Source organism: Streptomyces sp. NPDC018964 (assembly GCF_044390325.1).
In the GTDB taxonomy this organism is placed as follows: Bacteria; Actinomycetota; Actinomycetes; order Streptomycetales; family Streptomycetaceae; genus Streptomyces.
The window spans coordinates 380,591-400,646 of record NZ_JBIRYZ010000003.1 but is presented as its reverse complement, the minus strand read 5'-3'; the positions used below and the strand labels follow the sequence as shown (position 1 = coordinate 400,646).

11 protein-coding genes and 1 pseudogene are annotated in these 20,056 nt (G+C 71.8%); 8 read left to right on the top strand and 4 right to left on the bottom strand.

The window, feature by feature from the left end; all coding sequences use genetic code 11:
• Window positions 1-205: 205 nt before the first annotated feature.
• From ACH5AO_RS07205 to ACH5AO_RS07190, 4 genes are read left to right on the top strand one after another with little or no spacing between them, the layout of a single operon-like run.
• Window positions 206-3,982 (top strand): sigma-70 family RNA polymerase sigma factor, encoded by a 3,777-nt coding sequence (locus tag ACH5AO_RS07205; RefSeq protein WP_398922676.1) that lies wholly within the window; start codon window positions 206-208, stop codon window positions 3,980-3,982.
• A 54-nt stretch (window positions 3,983-4,036) separates the two neighbouring features.
• Window positions 4,037-7,165: a helicase-related protein gene (locus ACH5AO_RS07200; RefSeq protein ID WP_398922674.1), complete on the top strand. Its 3,129-nt coding sequence runs from the start codon at window positions 4,037-4,039 to the stop codon at window positions 7,163-7,165.
• Window positions 7,162-9,021, top strand: coding sequence for a DrmB family protein (gene drmB / locus ACH5AO_RS07195; protein ID WP_398922672.1), 1,860 nt, complete (start codon window positions 7,162-7,164; stop codon window positions 9,019-9,021). Before ACH5AO_RS07200 ends, drmB begins: the two co-directional genes overlap by 4 nt.
• Window positions 9,018-10,103 (top strand): AAA family ATPase, encoded by a 1,086-nt coding sequence (locus tag ACH5AO_RS07190; RefSeq protein WP_398922669.1) that lies wholly within the window; start codon window positions 9,018-9,020, stop codon window positions 10,101-10,103. The genes drmB and ACH5AO_RS07190 overlap by 4 nt, the downstream gene beginning before the upstream one ends.
• A 241-nt stretch (window positions 10,104-10,344) precedes the next feature.
• Here the strand turns inward: ACH5AO_RS07190 and ACH5AO_RS07185 are convergent, their stop codons facing one another.
• Window positions 10,345-11,316 carry a helix-turn-helix transcriptional regulator gene (locus tag ACH5AO_RS07185; protein ID WP_398922667.1) on the bottom strand — a complete coding sequence of 324 codons (972 nt, stop codon included), beginning with the start codon at window positions 11,314-11,316 and terminating at the stop codon, window positions 10,345-10,347.
• A 132-nt stretch (window positions 11,317-11,448) separates the two neighbouring features.
• On the opposite strand from ACH5AO_RS07185, the gene ACH5AO_RS07180 reads away from it, so the two are divergent.
• Complete coding sequence (locus tag ACH5AO_RS07180) at window positions 11,449-11,844, top strand: RidA family protein (protein WP_398922884.1); 396 nt, start codon at window positions 11,449-11,451, stop codon at window positions 11,842-11,844.
• Between the two features lie 73 nt (window positions 11,845-11,917).
• Here the strand turns inward: ACH5AO_RS07180 and ACH5AO_RS07175 are convergent, their stop codons facing one another.
• Window positions 11,918-14,695 (bottom strand): glycosyl hydrolase, encoded by a 2,778-nt coding sequence (locus ACH5AO_RS07175; protein WP_398922666.1) that lies wholly within the window; start codon window positions 14,693-14,695, stop codon window positions 11,918-11,920.
• Between the two features lie 732 nt (window positions 14,696-15,427).
• Here ACH5AO_RS07175 and ACH5AO_RS07170 point away from each other — a divergent pair.
• A complete protein-coding gene (locus ACH5AO_RS07170; RefSeq protein ID WP_398922663.1) occupies window positions 15,428-15,766 on the top strand; it encodes a hypothetical protein in 339 nt (112 codons plus the stop codon).
• Between the two features lie 63 nt (window positions 15,767-15,829).
• Here the strand turns inward: ACH5AO_RS07170 and ACH5AO_RS07165 are convergent, their stop codons facing one another.
• Both ACH5AO_RS07165 and ACH5AO_RS07160 read right to left on the bottom strand, forming a co-directional pair.
• The gene (locus ACH5AO_RS07165) at window positions 15,830-16,882 is read right to left on the bottom strand and encodes a CBS domain-containing protein (RefSeq protein WP_398922661.1); all 1,053 of its coding nucleotides are present in this window, start codon (window positions 16,880-16,882) and stop codon (window positions 15,830-15,832) included.
• Window positions 16,879-18,696 (bottom strand): DUF262 domain-containing protein, encoded by a 1,818-nt coding sequence (locus ACH5AO_RS07160; protein ID WP_398922659.1) that lies wholly within the window; start codon window positions 18,694-18,696, stop codon window positions 16,879-16,881. The genes ACH5AO_RS07165 and ACH5AO_RS07160 overlap by 4 nt, the downstream gene beginning before the upstream one ends.
• 298 nt (window positions 18,697-18,994) lie before the next feature.
• On the opposite strand from ACH5AO_RS07160, the gene ACH5AO_RS07155 reads away from it, so the two are divergent.
• Window positions 18,995-19,645, top strand: coding sequence for an alpha/beta hydrolase family protein (locus tag ACH5AO_RS07155; protein ID WP_398922657.1), 651 nt, complete (start codon window positions 18,995-18,997; stop codon window positions 19,643-19,645).
• A 67-nt stretch (window positions 19,646-19,712) separates the two neighbouring features.
• Window positions 19,713-19,898, top strand: a pseudogene (locus ACH5AO_RS07150) (hypothetical protein); the annotation flags it as partial.
• Window positions 19,899-20,056: the final 158 nt, after the last annotated feature.

The window sequence follows — 20,056 nt, the reverse complement described above, 5'->3', positions numbered from 1 at the left end:
CCTCGTGCACGTCCCCGCGTCCTGCCCTGCCCGGGCGGACGGGAACCCCCCACGTGTCGCTGCGCCCACCCATCGTGACAGAGAGGAAGCGACGGCAGGCGAAACCGTACACGAAGGGCGATCAAAGTGGTAGGTGACAGTGCGTTGACATCATCAACGTGTAGGGCCTAGCGTGGGTGGTCGAGGGAAGTTTAGAGGTGAACTAATGGCGCAGTGGTCTGCGGTCGACGCCGGACCGTCCGGTCTGCGCGCGGCGCTCGGTGAGGTGCTGGCGCGGTTGCGGCGCGCGGCCGTGGACGGCGTCGTCCCGGAGCACGTCTTCCTCGAGAGCGTACGGACGCTCGCGCTGGGGGACGCCGAGCGGGAGCGGCTGCGTCAGGAGCTGGCCCGGCTGGGGCTGCCCGTGGGGGAATTGCAGGTGCACGCAGGGGGTGACCAGCGGAGTGGTGAAAAGGTTGCACGGGATCGTGCAGAAAATGTGTCCCCCCGCCTGTCGCTCGTACAGGACCTGCTGGCCCGCTATGCCGACGCCGACGGGTACGTGACCCCGCGGGTCGTCGACGGTGTGGTCCGGCTCGCCGGGCTCGGCGCGCATGAGGCCGCTCAGCTCCGCGCGAGGGCTCTGGTGCGGGACCCGGAGGGGGAGCGGGGCGCCGGGGACGGTGAGGAGATCGATGAGCCGGATACGTCCGACGATGCGCCGGGGCCGGAGGAGGACGCGCCGAGTCCGGGGCAGGACGTGGACGCGGGGGACGTGTCGCGAGGGGACCTCGCGGAGTCGGTGGCCGCGGCGCACGCAGTCCTGGACACCGACCGACGGGTGCGGCGCCCCGAGAGCCGGTTGCTGAGCGCGCAGGCCGAGGTCGGCCTCGCCGTGCTGCTGCGGGGCGGACCGGACCACATCGCGCGGGAACCGGACGAGGACGAACTGAAGGCCCTCCCTCCCGAAGACCTCAGAATCCGTGCCCGGGACTGTCTCGTGGTGCACAACCAGCGGCTCGTACGCTCCCTGGCGCGGCTCTACCAGGAGCAGGGGCTCGACCACGACGACCTCCTCCAGCACGGTTTCCTCGGTCTGCTCAGGGCGGCGCGGAAGTTCGACCCGACCATGGGCAACAAGTTCTCCACCTACGCCACCTGGTGGATCCGGCAGTCCATCACCCGGGCCATCGCCGATGAGGGCACCCTCATCCGCGTCCCGGTGCACATGCACGAACAGATGCGGAAGGTGGCCAGGGCCGAACGCGCCCTCGCGGCCGAAGGGCGGCACGCGGGCGACGCCGACGTCGCGGTGAGGTGCGACATGACCCTGCAGAAGGTGCAGGAGATCCGGAAGCTCACCCGGCGCACCGATTCCCTGGACCGGGTCATCGGCGACGGTGCGACCCTGGCGGACTTCGTGGCGGAGACCCACGTCCTGCCGTCGGTGGAGCGGCAGGTGGTGGGCGCCCTGCACGCGGCGGAGATTCTGGCCGTGCTGGACACGTTCACCGAACGGGAGGCGCGCATCCTGGTGCGGCGGCTCGGACTCGACGGGGACGAACCCTCGACCCTGGACGAGCTCGGACGCGAGTTCGGCGTCACCCGGGAACGCATCCGGCAGATCGAGGGCAAGGTCCGGCCCGTACTGCGGGAGCGGGTGCGCGAGGCGGGACTGGTCGGCCTGGACGCCGTGTGCGAGAAGGCCGAGCGCGCGGCGGAACGCGCCGCCGAGGCCAAGCGGGCGGCCCGGATCGCCCGCGCCACCCACGCGGCCCGCACCGCCCGGGCCCGGATCGCCCTGCGCAAGGCCAGGGCGGAGCGCATCGCCCGGGCCGCCGGGGAGCGGGCGGCGGCTGTTGCGGCTGCGGCACCCGCCCCGGTGGTCGGGGAGACGGAGCCGAACGGCGACACGCCGACAGTCGAGGCGGGGAACGCGGTGCCCGCGATCCCCCGGGAAGACGCCCCCGCGGGAGAGCTCACGGACACCGGTGAGGCCGTGGACACCACGGCTCCGGACGCCGTCGCCGCCGACTGGGAGCGCGCCCGCCGGATGGCGGAGGAGCCCGTCGACCACCTCTGGTGGCTCGCCGACTACGCACGTACGGCACTGGGGGACGACGGCCTGACGGCGGTGCTGGGGCAGCCGGCCGCCGACGTGGTCGTGCGGGACGCCCACAGCGGCGGACGCCTCTCGCGTCCGGTGCTGACCGCACTGGAAGTGCTGCGCCGGGTCTTCGACGCCCTGGTGGCCGCCGGGCAGCGCCCGGAGGACTTCTTCGACCGCCCCGCCGAAGCGCTCGTCGGAGCGACGCCCCACGACTATCTCGTACGCAGACCCCTGGTCGAGCGCGAGTCGCGGCTGGCCGTACGGGACGCGCTGCGGGAGTTCCTCGCCGTGGTGACGAAACCGGCGGAGGCGGAGGGTGAGCGGGCAGCGGAGCCCGAGCGGGTACCGGAGGCCGAGAGTGAGCAGGCACCGGAACCTGAGAGCGAGCGGGTACCGGAACCCGAGGTCACACAGGTGCCCGACTCCGAACCGGCACCGGCACCGGAGACAGGGCGGTCGACGGAGACCACCGGCCCGGCCGATACGCCGCAGATCACCGCCGACTGGGACAAGGCCCTGACGCTGACGCGGTCGCCGATGGGTGGGGAAGTGGCCTGGCTCGCCGAGTACGCACTGCTGGCCCTGGGCCATCTGCAACTGTCCGTGCTGCTCGGCCCGTCCGCGGCGGACGCCGTGGTGCGCGCCGCGCGGGAACGGGGCATGCTCAACCGGCACGTCGTCCGGGCCCTGGAAGTACTCGAGAGCGTCTTCGACGCGCTCAGACGGTTGGAACTGCGCCCCGAGCACTTCTTCGAGTGGCCCGCCGGAGTGCTGGCCGGGGCGACTCCTTGCGCGTACCTGGCAGCGAAACCCCTGGTGGGCAATGATGCGCGCCTCGCTGTGCGGGACGCCCTGCGGGAGTTCGTCGCCGCGCACACCTCGCGCACCGAGCCCACGCCCGGAGACTTCGACGATGCCGCGAGCGAGCCGCCCGCACAGCCGCCGGTCGACACCGAGCGGCTCCTCGACGAGGCCCGGAAACGGTACGAGGCTGAGCTCGCCTCGCTGGAGCGAGAACACGAACGTCGGCTGAGCGAGGAGCGGAGCGCCGCCGACGAGCGTGTCGCGGCCGTCCGGGCCGAAGCCGAGCGACAGCTCGACGCGTGGGAAGAGGTGCTGCTGCACCGCGCGGACCGGTCCCGGGACCGGCGCGAGAAGCAGGTGCGGCGCCAGGCCGAGGAGCACCTCGCGCGTCTGAAGGAGCAGCACCGCGAGGCCTACGGGGCGGTGCTGCGCCGTGCCGAGCGTGCGGAGGAGGCCGCCCGGGAGACGGCCGGCACCGGGCAGCGGGCGGACGAGCTGGAGCAGAGGCTGCGCGACTACCGCGAAGGCGCCGAGGCACGCATCGGAGACCTCGAGGCACGACTGAGCGAGGCCCAGTCGGTGGCCGCCGAGCGTGAACGCGCCGCCGGGGCGTTGGTCGCCGAGCTGGAGACCCGTGCACGTAAGGCTGAGGCGACTGCCGCCGATCTGGAGGCCCGCGTACGGCAGGCCGAGACGACTGCCGCTGAACTGGAGGCCCGCGTACGGCAGGCCGAGACCACTGCCGCCGAGCGGGAGCGTGCCGCCGCCTCGGCGCGGGAGGAGTACCTCCAGGGTGCCCGACTGCGCGTCACCGAGGTGGAGGCACGTCTGCGGGAGGCCGAGGCGGCCGTCGCCCAGCGGGACCTGTTCGTCGAGGCGGCCCGGCGGCGCGCCGAGGAGGCCGAGCGGGAGGCGGCCCAGCGCATCGCCCGGAGCGAGCACGAGGCCTGGCTCCGCGTCACCGACCTGCAGACGCAACTCGGCGAGACACAGACGCGGCTCGGCGAAGCACAGGCGCAACTGGCCGCGGCCCAGGAAGCGGCCGACCGCGGTCGCGGCTCCCTCCGGGACCGCTGGCGCCGCTCCTGAGCCCACCGGCCACCCACCCGTCCCCTCCCCACCCCCATCAACACCAGGAATCCCATGGACCCCAGACAGGAACTCGTCTCCTACCTGCGGCGACAGCTCGTCGGTCCGGTCGGCGGCGACGACGAGACGCTCGACGCACCGCCCGACCGGCAGTACCTCATGGGCACCCTCTACCCGCAGGAAGCGGACTTGCAGGGGCAGTTGGACCTCGCCAAGGAGGAGTTCGACGGGGCCGGCACCGAGCGGGGGGCCGAGGACACCGCGCCGGCGGGCGACCCCGTGCCGGAGTCGAACTCCTGGCTGCCGTCGTCCCTCGGCTTCAGCTTCTACACCGACGCCGAGACCCTCGAGATCGAGTGCTCCGCCGCCCGTTACCGCACCCGGTCGCGCAGCGGTCAGCGCGGCCGGACGTGGCAGCGGATCGCGATACCGGCCGAGACGCACCTCCTCGGCCCGGACCGGGACCAGGTCCCCGTCCTGGACGCGCGAGCCGAACTGCGCGTCACGCGCCGCGACTTCGGCAACGGAAAGCTCGTCACCGTCGCCCTCGTCAACGCGGCCCGGTACGACTCCGCGCTCGGAAAAAGTGCCCACTGGGACGGAATGCTGTTCCAGGTGGAGCTGCGGGCCCGGCCCGCCGACGGGCAGGTGCTCCCGTACCCGAGCGTGCGCCTGGCCAGCAGGGACCCGGAGGAACAGGAACTGCGCCTGCAGTACCGGCACGTGCGCACCCACGCCGTCGGCCACGGGTGCGCCGTCGAGGAACTGTGGGACGGCGACGACCGGACGGTGACCGGACTCCGGGCGGCCGTCATGCCCGAGGCGGAGGTCACGGGCGTACGAGCCGCCGGACTCACCGACACCCCCGTGCTCAGCCTCACCCACCTCGCCGACCCGGCCGTCTCCACCGACCAACTCCGCGAAGAGCTCTTCGAGTTCGCCTCCGCCTACCGGGCCTGGTACGTCGGCCAGCTCAACACCGAGGTACCCGCATGGGGCCGTGAGGCGGCCGACCGCGTCCTCGGACGGATCGGCACCGCGGTCTCCCGCATCGAGTCCGGCGTCCGCACCCTCTGCGACCCCCGGCGCCCCGAACTGCTGCACGCCTTCCGGGCCGCCAACCACGCCATGGCGCTGCAGATGCGCCACTCCGCCGCCGACCTCGCCGGCACCCGGCGCCCCCGCCGCGACGACGGCGTACCGCCGGACCCGCGACCGTACGCGGACGCCACCTGGCGCCCCTTCCAGCTCGCGTTCTTCCTGCTGGCCGTCGACGGCGCCGTCGACCCCCGGCACCCGGACCGCGCCGTCACGGACCTCATCTGGTTCCCGACCGGTGGCGGCAAGACCGAGGCGTACCTGCTGCTGGCCGCGTTCGTGATGGTGCTGCGCCGGAGCGGACCCGACGGCGGGGGCACCGCCGTACTCAGCCGGTACACGCTCAGCCTGCTGACCACCCAGCAGTTCCAGCGCGCCGCGACGACCGTGTGCGCCCTGGAATCCATGCGCCGCGCCGACCCGGCCACCTACGGCGAGGAACCGTTCTCCATCGGGCTGTGGGTCGGTGAGACCACCACCGCGAACAGCTACGACAAGGCGCGCCGCGACTTCGAGGACGCGCGGGCGGCCGCCACCCCGGACGACGTGTTCATCCTGGACCGCTGCCCGTGGTGCGGCACCCGCGTCCTGCCCGCCCACAAGTCGCCCGACATCGGCGACTACGGGGTGCGGGCAGGCGCCGACTCCTTCGCCTTCTTCTGCCCCCGGGACGAGTGCCTCTTCCACGACGAGCTGCCCGTCGCCGTCGTGGACGACCACCTGTACGACCGTCCGCCCACCTTCGTCCTCGGCACCGTCGACAAGTTCGCCCGCCTCGCCTGGGAACCGCGTGCGGGACGGCTCTTCGGCGCCGGCACCGGGCACCGGCCGCCGTCCCTCGTCATCCAGGACGAACTGCACCTGCTCACCGGCCCGCTCGGCACCACCGTCGGCCTCTACGAGTCCGCCGTCCTCGGACTGTGCACCGGGCCGGACGGCACCGGGCCCAAGGTCGTGGCGTCCACCGCCACCATCCGCCGCTCCGGCGAGCAGGTCCGCGCCCTGTACGGGGGCGACGTCCAGCTCTTCCCGCCCGCCGGACTCGACGCCCGCCACTCCTACTTCGCCGAACCCGACACCTCCCGGCCGGGCCGCCGTTACGTCGGTGTCATGGCCCAGGGACACACCGCCGGCCGTGCCTCCGTCGCCACCGCCGCCGCCCTGCTCCAGGGCGCCTGGGAACTGCCCGAGGAACACCGGGACGCCTACTGGACGCTCGTCGCCTACCACCACAGCCTGCGCGAACTGGGCCGCACGGTCACCGCCGCCGCCGACGACATCCCCGCCCAGCTCGCCGGACTCGACTCCGGCAGCGGCGTACGCCCCCTGCCGGACCAGCAGGTCGAGGAACTCACCAGCAACCTGCCGCGCTCCGAGCAGCCCGTGCTCCTCGACCGGCTGGAGAAGAGCTGGGACGACACGGGATCGGTGTCCTTCCTGCCCTGCACCAACATGCTCTCCGTGGGCGTCGACGTGAAGCGGCTCGCCCTGATGCTGATGCAGGGACAACCGAAGACGACCGCCGAGTACATCCAGGCCACCAGCCGCGTCGGCCGCCACGCCGTGCCCGGACTCGTGGTGACCTTCTTCAACGCCACCCGCCCCAGGGACCGTTCGCACTACGAGACCTTCGACGTCTACCACCGCGCGCTCTACCGGCACGTCGAACCGACCAGCGTCACCCCCTGGTCCGTGCCCTCCCGCCGCCGCGCCCTGCACGCCGTGCTCGTCGTCCTCGTACGCCACCGGCTCGGGCTCGCGGCCGAGAACCAGGCCGGACTGATCCTCGACCGGATGCCCGAAGCGGAAGCGCTGGCCGAGGAGCTGGCACAGCGGGCGGAGACCGCCGAACCGGGGACCGGCGACGCGGTGCGCGAGGAACTCGACGGGCTGCTCGCCGAATGGGAGGACCTCGCGCGCCAGGCCCGCAAGGACGGACGCGAGCTGTACTACCGCAGCCAGGGCAAGGGCCAGTCCCACCTCATCAAGAGCTTCGAGCAGCTCCACGGCCTGTGGGAGACACCCAACTCGATGCGCAACGTCGACCGGGAATGCCAGGTGACAGTGAAGGGAGCCGACCTGTGAGCCGCACACTCCGGGTACGTCAGTCGCAGACCGTGGTGCCCTTCGGGGTCGGGGCCGTCTTCGACATCCAGGGCGAGTCGTTCGTCGCCACCGGCATCGGCGACTGGCCGGCCCGCGGCAGGCAGCCCGTCGACTCGCCCCGCCTCGCGGACCGCCTCGGCGTCTCCGGCTTCTACGCCGCGCCCGCCACCGCCAACGACCGCTTCGACGTCGCCGACGCGCCCGGAGCACCGTACATCCGCTTCCCCTCCTGGCTGTTCTGCGGCTCCTGCCGGCGGATGAAGCGGTGGCGGATCGCCGACGAGAAGCGCGGCCAGGCACCGCGCTGCCCCTCCTGCTCCCCGGCGCGGACGCTGGCGCCGATGCGGTTCGTGCAGATCTGCCAGGCCGGGCACCTCGGCGACGTCGACTGGTGGTTCTGGGCACACTCACGGCGCGACGGGGGCGAGCGGCGGCAGTGCGGGGAACGCGAGAAACTGCGCTTCCTCGTCTCCGAACGGGCCTCCGGCCTCGAAGCGCTCTCCGTCGCCTGCACCGCGAAGGGCTGCGGAGCCGTCCGGGACCTGCTCGACATCCTCGGCACCCACGGCATGCGCTGCCCGGGACGCAACCCCTGGCAGCGCGCAAGTGAAGCCGTCGAGTGCCCGCGCCCGGTGCAGATCGTGCAGCGGACCGCCGGCAACCTCTACTACCCGATCGTGCACTCCGCGCTCGACATCCCCGAGACCGACACCCCCGCCCACGCCGACGACGCGCTCGCGGACCAGGTGCGGGAACACCACCTGTGGGTGTCGCTGTGCCGCGACGCCTCCTCACCGCGTGCCGTCCTGTTCCGGCAGATGATCCAGGAGGACACGGGAGCCGACGACGGCCTGCTGGACGCACTCCTGGCCGAGGAGACGGGCGGCACGAGCCCGGACGCCACCACCGCCACCGCTGCCGCGTCCGACGGCCCCGCACGGCCCGACCTGAGCCGGGAGGAATGGGCAGCCTTCACGGCACCCGCCCCACCCGCCACCCGTGACTTCGCCCTGCGCGAGACCATGCTCGGCCTGGCCGGCGAGACCGCCGAACCCTGGGCCGGTCTCGCGAGCCGCTTCGGCCGCGTCGTCCTCGCCGACCGGCTCCGCGAGGTCCGCGCCCTGTCCGGCTTCACCCGGGTCTCCCCGGACGCCGCCGTCGTCCCCGCCGACACCTCGCGCCGGCTCAAGTGGCTGCCCGCCGTCGAGGTCTTCGGCGAGGGCATCCTCCTCACCCTCAACCACGGCGCGCTGAAGGACTGGGAGGAGGACCCGGACGTACGCGGACGCGTCGAGGGCATGCGGGCCGACCTCGACCGCTCCTTCCAGAAGGACCGCCTGCGGAACGTGACCGGTCCCGAACTCTCCCCGCGCTTCGTCCTGTTGCACACCCTGGCCCACCTCCTTATCCGCCAGCTGTCCTTCGAATCCGGCTACACCACGGCGAGCCTGCGCGAACGGATCTACGCCCGCCCCGAACAGGACCAGTACGGCATCCTCGTCTACACCGCCGCCGGGGACGCCGAAGGCACCCTCGGCGGACTCGTCCGCCAGGGCGAACCACCGCGGCTGGCCGAGACACTGCTGAGGATGACCGAGTCCGCCGCCTGGTGCTCCGCCGACCCGCTGTGCGCCGAACACCCCGGACAGGGCTTCGGCAACCTCAACCGGGCCGCCTGCCACGCCTGCGCCCTGCTCCCCGAGACCAGCTGCGAGACCGGCAACAGCCTCCTGGACCGGGCCCTCGTCGTCGGCGGCGAACGGGTCCCCGGCTACCTGCAGTCGATCATCACCGCGGCCCGCGCCGCCGCGGCGGGCGCCCTGGAGCAACAGTGACCGTCACCTACCTCGACCTCGACCCCGACCAGCGGTCCGGCGTCGACGGGCTCCCCTTCGACGGCAACCACCTGGTCAGCGGGCCCCCGGGCAGCGGCAAGAGCGTACTGGCCGCGCAGCGCGCCGCCATGCTCGCCCTCACCGGCACCCCGGTGGTCCTGCTGACCTACTCCAACCTGCTGCGCCAGTCGCTCGCCGGCACGGCGCACGCACTGGGCCCCGCGGACCGCTCGGTCCGCGTCATGACCGCACACCGCTGGCTCGCCGACTGGTACGGCACCACACCGCCCGGCGGCGGCGACGGCTGGTACGACTGGGACGCCCTCCACAACCGCGCCGCCGAGACCGCCCCGGCCGTCGGGCCCACCTTGGTCATCGACGAAGGCCAGGACCTGCCGCCCGAGTTCTACCTGCTCTGCCGCATGCTCAAGGCCCGTACGACCGTCTTCGCGGACCAGTGCCAGCGGCTCACCGACACCAACTCCACCCTCGACGAGATCGTCCGCAACCTCGGCCGGTGCACCCGGCACGAACTCGACGGCAACCACCGCAACACCGAGCAGATCGCGTCCTTCGCGGCCCACTTCCACACCGGTGCCGGCACGCCGGTCCTGCCCGGCCGCCAGGGACCGGTGCCGCGCCTGCACCGCTTCCACGAGCGGGGCGTCGTGGACCTGCTCGTCCTGCTCGCCGAGGCGCAGCCGGGGAAGAGCATCGGGGTGATCGCCGCCACCAAGCACACCCAGTTCTCCCTGCTCGGCAGCGTCCAGAACCGCGCGCCGCGCCTGAAGCCCCAGCTGTACACGTCCGAGTCCAAGGGCGGCCAGTACCGCAACCTCGACCTCGGCCGCCCCGGCATCGTGATCGTGCACCGCCGCAGCGCCAAGGGGCTGGGCTTCGACACCGTCGTCATCCCCGACACCCACGCGGACGCGGGCACGGACCCCACCTCCGCCGCACTGCGCATGTCGTACTACGTGATGGCCACGCGCGCCCGGCAGGAACTCCACCTCGGCTACGAAGGACAGTCGGAGCCGCCGCTCCTGGCCCCGATCGACCGCGGGGACCTGCAACGGGGCTGACATGCGGCGCGTGCGCCGTCACTCCTTTGACCGGGAAGAGCATCAGCAGCGAGGACGAGGACTTCGAGACCGTGGTGGAGCACGCGTCCACTCCGCCTCCCTGCCGCAGGCCTTGTCGCGCCCCGGAGGGCACGCCGTCGGCCGGCCGGTGAACGACCTGCCGGCGGCCGGTCGGAGCGGGCTCGAAGGCGGCGTGGCCGACGTCGCCGAGCCGGTTCCGGGCCGCGGACCCGGCCGACCCTCAGGACGAGTCCCCGTAGCGGGCGGCCAGCGCGGCGGCGCGGTCGCGCAGGGAGGCGCGCAACGACTCCGGGGCGAGGGCTTCCGCGTCCGTGCCGAGCTGCCACAGCGCCCACTCGGCGTGTCGCAGGTCCTGGAACGTCACCTCCAGACGCAGCCAGCCGTCCGCGTCCGGTTCCGCGGCGCGGACGGCCACCACGGTGCTCAGTAGGTCCTCCCGCCGCTCCGGGGTCACCCGTGCCAGCACGGTGATGTGGTCGCTGGACAGGAACCGCGCGCAGCGTTCCCGCCAGACCCGGTCCAGGTCGACCTGGTTCGGTCGCCGTGCCGGTTCGGGGAGTTCCTCGGCGGCCAGCACCCGCGACAGCCGGTAGGTGCGGTCCGCGCCAGATCTCGTGGCCAGCAGGTAGCCCCGGTCGCGTACGGTGACCAGGCCGATCGGGTCCACCGTGCGCCACCGCGGTGCCTGGTCCGTGGCCGCGTAGTGGATGCGCAGTCTGTGTCCGGTGAGCACCGCGCGCCGGATCTCGGTCATCGTCGTGCCGGACACCCCTTCGGTGACCGGCCGGCGGGGGAGCAGGTCGGTGTCGGGCTCGACGAGAATGCGCCGGGCCGCGTCGCTCGCGGTGGTCCGATGGTTCTCGGGCAGCGCGTCGACCACTTTGCGTACGGCCGAGGCGAGCGCCGGGCCGAGGCCGAACACCTGCTCGCCGCGCCCCGTTCCGGTGGTCAGCAGGGCGAGGGCCTCGTCGTGGTTCAGTCCGGTGAGCTCGGTCCGGAAGCCGGGCAGCAGCGCGAACCCGCCGTGTCGGCCGCGTTCGGCGTAGACCGGCACGCCGGCCGCGGACAGCGCCTCGACGTCGCGCAGCACGGTACGGGTGGACACCTCCAGCTCGCGGGCCAGTGTGTCCGCGGTCATCCGGCCGCGCTGACGCAGCAGCAGCACCAGCGAGACCAGCCGATCGGCGCGCATGCGGGAACCGTACCGAATACATGACCGAGGGTGTCGTGATTCGTTGGAAGGCTCGTGAGCAGCGACACCGACAGCGGTGGTCACCGCGCCGGTGGACGTGCTTCTCATGAACCGAAGGGAGCCGATGTGGCAGTGGAACGAACGGCGGTCAACCCCGTGACGTGGTCGGTGGAGATGGGGTTCAACCAGGGGGAGGTCGTCTCCGGGCACACCCGGACCCTGTACTGCTCCGGACAGACCGCGATGAGCGGCGACGGCGAGCCCCGGCACGACGGTGACATGGCCGCGCAGTTGGCGCTGAGCCTCGACAACCTGGAAGCCGTGCTCGGTGAGGCCGGCATGTCCCTCGCGAACCTCGTCCGGCTCAACGTCTACACCACCGACGTCGATCTGCTGTTCCCGCACTACGGGGTGCTGGCGTCGCGGCTGGGCGCCGCCGGGGTGGCGCCCACCACCACGATGCTCGGGGTGACACGGCTGGCGGTTCCCGGCCAGATGGTCGAGCTGGAGGGGACCGCCGTCGCGTGAGGCGATTCCGCCGCCTCCGCCGCTCGTGCCGGTCCGACCGGCACGAGCGGCGGGCGGAACGGCCTTCGCCGGTTCAGCCGTAGGGGATCACCAGCACGGACTTGTCCGTGCCCGTCTGGAGCTTCGCGGTGCCGTTGCCGATGGCGCTCCACACCTCGAGGCGTACGGTGCCGCCCTTGAGGTCACCCGGTGTGCCCGTGGTCGCCTTGAGGCCGCGTGCCTGCGAGTACTCCTCCCATCCGGCGACCGGGTCGGTCGCGAAGTAGTGGTACGTCTCGGTCCGGTCGAAGCTGCCGTCACCGGTGAGGTCGTAGCTGATCCGGGCCTGCTGGCCCAGCCCGACCGCGGTGCCCGCGTCCACCTGGAGCCGGAAGGCGGTCTGCGCGCCCGGGGCGAGCGTGCCGTTGACACCACGGACCTCGTAGACGAGGGGCCGGTACGGGGTGCCGTCGTGGTTGGCGCCGTCGGCGGAGGCGAGGGTGTCGCTGCCCGCCGTGCCACCGGTCGCCGTGGTCAGGGTGCCGCCGGAGCGCAGCTGGAAGGTGTTGCCGGTCGGCGGTTCCGGGTCGGGGTCGGGTTCTCCCGAACCGGTTCCGGTGCCGGTCGCGGTGGAACGGGCCGGCACGGACAGGGTCTTGCCGTCGGAGAAGGTCACGGTGCGGGCCGTGGAACCGTAGTTGTGGGCCGCGTAGGTGCGGGTCGTGCCCTTGGTGAAGACGGCGGAGGAGGGGATGTCACCGGTCACGGAGGCGTCCGGGGCGCCGAGGGTGTCGAGGGTGTTGATCCAGTGGTAGGTGTGCGCCTTCGACTCCCCCTGCTCGGGGGTGTAGCCGGCATGCCCCGCGTCCCACTTCGCCTTGGCCGTGCCCGGGTCGGCGAAGGACTGGAACTCCCAGAGGATGTCGCGCCATTCGACGGCCGGACCGCCGTTCTCCCGCTCCATCTCGGCGATGTTGCGCCGGATCGCGGCCTTCTCGCCGCCGAGGTGGAGCGAACCGCCGGTCACGGGCAGGACGTTGATGCCGTGGATCTCCTCCGGGTTGGCGGTCCACCAGGTGGAGTAGGCGGCGCCGCTGCCCCACACCATGCCGGCCGTGTCGTGGCCGAAGGAGGAGGGGAAGACCTGCTCGTCGGCGTCGAACCAGTACTGGGCGATCGACTCCGACTCGGTGGTCAGCAGGAAGGTGCCGAGGTCACGCAGCGAGGTGTCGCCGGTGGCGGAGCCCCACAGGACGAGGGCCGCGCTGAGGTTGGTGGACTCCGAGGAGGACTCCTGGTTGTTGCCGGCGGCGAAGCCCTGGTGGCCGGAGGCCCAGCTGTGGCCCGCGTAGACGTCGAAGCCGCGCAGGAAGGGGAAGGCGGAGTCGGTGCGGCTGGGGTTGGCGGTGTCCCGCACGAGCGTCTCGACCATGCCGCCCCAGGCGGAGTCGGCGGCCCACGCCGGGTCGTACTGGGCGACGATCGCCGCCGCGTAGACGTAGTAGCCGTAGTGGAAGTGGTGGTCGTTCAGCTCGGTGTCACTGCCGTAGGAGGCGGGGTAACCGGTGAGGGTCTTCCAGTCCTTGTCGTAGCTGAACTCGTTCGCGCCTCCCGCCGTGAACCAGTCCTGGAGCCTGCCCTTCATCAGGCCGAGCATCCGGTCGCGGGTGCCGGTCTCACCGATCTGGTCGGCCACCGGGACCAGCTGGGCGAGGCGGCCGAGGGCCTTGCCGGTCCAGTAGGTGTCGGAGGCCCCGGAGAAGGGGTCGGAGGCGTTCACGACCTCGTTCAGGTAGCCGCGCAGCCGGGCGGCGTCCACACCGCTCGACTTCGGCAGCGCGGGCAGCACCGCCGACGCCTTCTGGCTCGTGGTGAAGGAGGCCGACTCGCGGACCTTCATGGTGCCGCGCGGGGAGACGTAGGTGTAGGAAGTGAGGGGGTCCGTGGTGTGCAGCCACTGGTGGCGGTAGAGGGCCTGGAGCGTGCCGCGCTCGGTGCCCTCCTTCGCCTCGGTGGTGAGCGTGTAGGTGGCGCCGACGGTGCCCCCGCTGTAGTTCCAGGTGACCTTGGAACCGGTGACGAAGCTGTAGGCGTACTTCTTGAACGTCGCCAGCGCGCCGGTGGACGGCAGCACGGCGACGGAGAAGTAGTCCTTCGAGCCGAGGCCCGCGGTGACGGTGGAGCCGGAGACGTTCCAGTCGCTGCCGGTCGGGGCGAAGAGCGCGTAGTGGTGCCCGGCGACGGTGATGCCGAGGACGTTGCCCTGGTCGGCGAAGACGGCGGGCGCGCCGGCGGTGGTGATCTGGGCGTTGCCGCCGGAGCCCTTGGCGTAGACGAACGGGGAGCCGTGGCCGATGGTGGTGCGCAGGGTGCGGGTGCCGTCGGACCAGTAGGGGGTGACCGTCCAGTCGGACCAGTCGTCGGCCTTGGTGTCGGGGGAGTTGAGGCCGGTCAGCCCGATGGTGAGGTCGCGCTTGTGGGCGTACTCGTACTGGCGGCCGTCGCCGACGATCGAGGGGGTCGTCGGATAGCCGACGTCGAGCCCGCCGGCCGTGGCCTGGTAGGTGAGGGGGTGCCCGTACATGGGGGTCGAGTACGGGTTGTCGCCGTAGCGCTGGAAAGCGAGGGAGGACCACCAGTCGTTGGTGGGCACGGGCCGGTTCCTGGCGGCGGCGGTCACCTTGGGCGTGACCGGCGTTCCCGTGTTGGTGGTGGGGCTCGACGTGCCGGCGGGCCGGGTGTCGGAGTAACTGCCGGAGCCCACCGGGACGGTGGCGGCGGCCGCCGGCACGGCGGCCGGGCCCACGCCGACGGCGACGAGGGCTGAGGCCAGCAGCAGAACGGCTGCCGGTCTGGTGCGGGGGGATGGCATGTGACACCTCAAGTCATGACAGGAGGGGAGTCTGAGAGCGCTCTCAGGTGGCCGGAACGTAAAGCCTCTGTAATGCACGTGTCAATGCCTTGAACGCAGCGGATAGGTGTCGAGCCCGGGATCCGTCAGGTCTTCGCGTCGGCCGGTGACCACCGGGCGGCGTTGCGGAGGGCACTCCCGGCCGCGCGACGCACCGGCGGGGCCGTCCCCGTACGGCGCGGTTCGCGGCCCGTTCGGGGCCGGCGGTCGTCACCTCCTGGCGGTGCCGGCTCCCGCCCCGGCGGATCGGCCGCCCGGTCCCGGGGCCGACACCGCCGCCACGGTCAGGTGCGTCGGGGTGATGGCGGCCGTAGCACTCACGGCGGGACCGGAGCTGCCCGCACGGACGGACGGTGCGCTGGGGGATACGGCACGGGGCCGGTGGGAGTGCCGATGCAGGGCGCTGTGCGCAGGCCGTACGGGTGATGTTCGGTACGAGGGGGATGAAGAGTGCGGATGCCGCGAACCCGATCGACCTGAACCGGCCGACGCCGTGAGCGTCGTACCCGTCCGGTTGCCGTACGGCCGGATCCGTCCTGGTCACCGGCCGGGACAGCCGGTCCGCCGCCGCACCGGCCATCCGCACCCCTGAGCCCTGCCCCGCTCCTCGGACCGGCCCCGGGCCCCGGCGGCGGACCCGAAGCCCGGTTCACCGCTGTCGGCCGGGCCCTCGCGGCGGGTGACACGAGTGCGGTGGCGGACGCCGTCCGCCGCCTGGAGGACCACCGGCTCTCCGCCGAGCCGGAGGAGTCCGCCCGCATCGGACGCGCCCGCATGGGGCGGCGCCTCGCCCGCTGGCTGCCCACCGACCCGCCCACCGACGCCCCCACCGTCGCCGTACAGCGGCACGTCGCCGAGACCGGGTGGGCGGACCTCGCCCTGGGGCACATCGAGGCCGGACGGCCGCACCCTACGCCTCCACGAGGCACTGCTGAGCGAGCGGTTCGCCCTCGGAGCGGGATGAGGACACGGCCCGGGGTGCCTCAGACCTTGATCCCGAGGCACACCGAACGGTCCGTCGTCAGACGGTGATCTCACCCGCGCAGGCGGTGAACGCGGCCCACTGCTCCCGGGGACCGAACCTCCTCCGCCACGTCACGACGCGAACGCCCGCAGCACCTTCGCGAAGGTCGTCAGCTCGTCGATCATCTCCGGCGGGAGTGGCTTCTCGTCGAAGTGAGCGATCCGGTTGCGGATGTCCTTCACCCGCTTCAGCAGGCCGACGAACTGCTCCCGGGGCATGTTGGGCCACTTCAGCGCCTCCCAGTTGCGGTCGGCCCGCTCGGCGAAGGACTGCTTCGTCTGGTCGCCGTCCAGCAGCCTCAGGTAGTCGCCGAACATGAGGTCCGACACCTGGCCGGTGCGCTGCTCCGGCTTCTTGTTCGTCTGGACCGCCTTGATGGCCTCCGTGTCCAGGGCCGCGCCCAGGCAACGGCGCAGCAGCGACTCGATCTCGCCCACGATGAAGAAGGGGCGCGCCGCCCCCTCGAAGCGTTCCGTGACGTCCGCGGCGGTGACGAGGCCCGACAGGCAGCCGTCGTCGCCGCGGACGAGCAGGTAACCGTGCTCGCGGATGACCGGGAGGGCGGTGAAGAACTCCTGGCGGGCGTCGGCGACGGGCAGCGAGTCCTTCTCCATCGCGTTGTCGAGCGTGGCCTCCTTCCCCGCCTCGTACATCTTGGCCACGGACCCCCAGGTGACGACCCCGTGGACCTGCGCCATGCCGGTGGTCACCGGCACCTGGGAGAGGCCCTTCGTACGCATCAGGAAGGTCGTCTGGGACAGGGGCGTGCCGGGCCCCACGGACACCAGGCCGCGCCGCGCCGACGGCATGTCGCCGAGCAACAGCCGCTGCGGCAGGGCGTGCGAGGGCAAGGCCTCGTCCGCCTCATCGGCCTCACCCTCCGGTCCGGCGGGCGTGCGCTGTGCCGGAACGGCCGCCAGCGGCACGACGTCGACGGTGCTGCGCAGACCGCAGACGGCGAAGTCCGGCAGCGTGGTCAGCCCGGCGTCCGTGAACGCCTGCGAGATCCGGTGCACCGTCCGGTGGTCGCGGACCCTGACCTGGAACAGGTCGAGGATCTCCTGCACGGAAACGGTCCTGCCCTTGAGCGAGGTGACCTCCCGCTCGTGCGGCCTGGTCGTCATCGGGCGTCGCCCTCCGGCAGGTCACGGAGCATCGTCCTCTTGCCCATGGCGGAGTGCACCAGATCCTGCAACTGCTTGGAGCGGTCGCGGTAGAAGCGCTCGTAGTCGTTCTCGCGCAACGCGTCCGGATCGATCAGGTGGGTGGTCAGGAGGTCGTCGAACCACTCGGGACGCATGTCGGACGCGGCGATCATCGTGGACAGGTACGACGACGGCGCTCCCGTCATGTCCATCGACGCGCGGTAGGACAAGGGCGTCTTGTTCACGATCGAACTGGTGGGCAGACCGTTGCTGTTGCCCCGTCGGAACCACGTCTTGGGGAAGATCTGCCGCACGTCCACGCCGTACTCGTCCAGCCGGCCGGGACTGAGCGGGGTGCTCGTGTAGTGCCAGTCCACCGCGCCCTGCTTGATCAGCAGGGCGTAGATGCCCTTGTAGGCGGCGCTGTTGCGGGTGGTGAGGGTGTCGAGGCGGTCGGCGAAGAAGAACGCCTCCGTGACCGTCTCGGGCGCCCTCTCGTCCTGTGCGATCCAGGGGACGAGCTGCTCGACGTCCTTGGTGAAGCGTGTCTCCGTGGAGCCGCCGTACATCTCACCGAGCACCCCGCACCAGTACCACTGCTCGATCTTCTCCTCCGTCCCCGGACCGTCGGTCGCCGTGTCGAGGATGGCGCGAACGGCCGCGAGCGGGACGAGCTGCGTCTTGTACGGCAGATCGTTCGGGCGGACGATGCACTGCCGCTCCAGGAAGTCACCCACCCAGGCGAAGGCGTCGGCGAGCTTGGGCGCCAGGCGCACGAAGTCGGCCAGGGGGAGGTCCAGCAGGTCGCGGCGCTTGCAGGACACCGTGGTCCCGAGGCCCTCCTGCTTCCGCTCCCAGGTGCGCACCAGCGCGATGGCCTGCAGGAAGTCGATGCTGCTCAGCCCGTTCTCGAGGCCGCTCTCCAGACGGCCGAAGACCGGGTACTTGCCGGCCAGCTGCTGCTTGATCTCGCGCCAGACCTCGGGAAGCTGGTAGTAGTCCCCGGTCCGCTCCACGTAGTCGCGGTCCCCGGCGTAGGTCGCGGTGAGCAGCTCGAAGACGTTCAGGGGCACGCCGCCCGTGTTGACCCGCTCGAACACCGCGCAGACGGCGTCCATGGAGGTGGAGGCGGCCAGCCGGATCATCGGTACCTGGAAGGCGCGGACCTGCTGGAGGACCGCCTCGTCGAACTGGCCCCACAGGTCCCAGTTCCGGTCCTCGTCCGCCTTGATGTACGCCTTCTTCCACTCGTTGACGCGCTGGGCGTCGAAGACGAAGTGGAGGGGGAAGAGACCGGCCGCGCACTCGGCCTCGGTGGTGCTCAGGTCCAGCACCACGGTGCGGTTGAAGTCCGTCCGGAGCACCTTGTCGGCCGGGACGGACACGACGGCCTCGTCGCGGTCGGAGGACGGCCCGACGGCCTTCGCGATGTCGACGTAGTACCACCGCTGGATGGGCTTGCCCCGGGAGTCCGCCGTCTCCACCGGGGCGTCCAGCCACAAGGACTGGAAGAGCGAGGTGAGGCGCTGCTGCCCGTCCAGCAGCAGGAGGTCGGCCTCCGGGTCCCCGTCCGGCCGTGCGCCGGTGAGAGTCCGGGAACGGAACCGGGTGGCACCGCCGGTCTGCAGTGTCATCACGACGCCGAGCGGGTAGTCCAGCGTGACCGTCGCGATGATCGCCCGGATCCGGTCGTCGTCCCACTTCCAGTTCCGCTGGAAGTCGGGCAGTTGTAAGGAACCCGAGGCGACATCCGCCAGAACGTCCTTCAGCTTCACGTTGTCGAGCGCCGCCATGTGACTCCACTTCCCGCCCTGTTGTCTGTACGGAGAGTGATTCCAGCAGCGCTTTGTGGTGACGGTCAAGCCGGTTCGAAGATGAACGACACAACCCATAAGCGCCGGCCGACGGAGGAGGCGCATGGTGTCCCTGGCGGAGAAGGATGGCTACCGCCGCTTCAGAGGGCCTTGGCCCCTGCTGACGCAGGCGCCGTTCGGATGCCGCGATCTGCCGCGCGCTAACCTGAGGCCGTAAATGAGCGAGGCGTGACCCGCGGGCGGGTTTCGGGGAACGGCGCTGTGGTGAAGGAGCGAGATGCGGGCACTGACACTTGGTCCCACGAACCGTGAGCGTGTCGTGCTCTTCGCGACTGGAGCGGGCGGCGACCCGGAGCGTTACCGGCCCCTCCTGGAGCATCTGGCAGCCCATGACTGCCAGGTCATCGCGCCGTACTTCGAGCGTTTCGCCGCCCGGGAGGCGACCACCGCCGAGCTGCTCGCACGCCCGGCCGGGCTGGTCGAGGCCCTCCGCCGGTGGGCGTCCGAGGACGCGTCTGTCGTGGTGGTCGGCCACTCGATAGGTGGATGGGCCGGCCTCTGTCTCGCCGGTGCGACGCCCTGGGGGCGGGACGGCAGACCGCTGGATGTCCCACGCGAGCCACGTGTCGGCCGTCTCGTCCTGTACGCGCCCGCAGCCGGCTGGTTCGCCGCTCCGGGAGCCTTGGACGCGGTGAAAGCGCCGATGCTCGTTTACGCGGGAGAGACGGACACCATCACGCCCGTCGAGCAGGCCGTCCGTCTGAAGAGCGCATCGGCCCAGGTCGACCTTCGCGTCGTGCCGGGGGCCGGTCACTTCAGCTTCATGAACACCCCTCCGCCGGGCACGATCGAAAGCGAGGGCTTCGACCGTGCTCGGTTCCTCACCGACCTCGCGCAAGCGACCCTGGAGTTCGCCATCGTGCCCTGAGGAGACGTGACACGCCGTCCGGACGGCGCGATGGTGCCTGGCTGTGTGAGCGGCGGAACAAGCACAGGCCCGCGAGAACGTCGGCGAGAGCCTGGCCCTGCCCGACGTGGGCCCCCGGACCGTACGCGGCCTTAAGTTCTCCACCGCGCTCCCGGAACGCCTCGCCGTCGCCACGGTCGCGGTTCGCCTGGCCGACTTCGAGAGCGCCCGTGCGGTGCTCGACGGGCCCGTGCGCTTCCGGTACAGCGGCTGAACCGGACGATCCGGTGTGAACCGGGCCGTGACGCTGTGTCCACCGTGTACGCCCTCATGTACGGATGTGTTGCCCGTCACGGGCCATCGACATGATCCACGGATGGATGCGACACTTCGCCGCGAGTGGCCTCGAGGCGGTATCACCGCAGGTGGGAG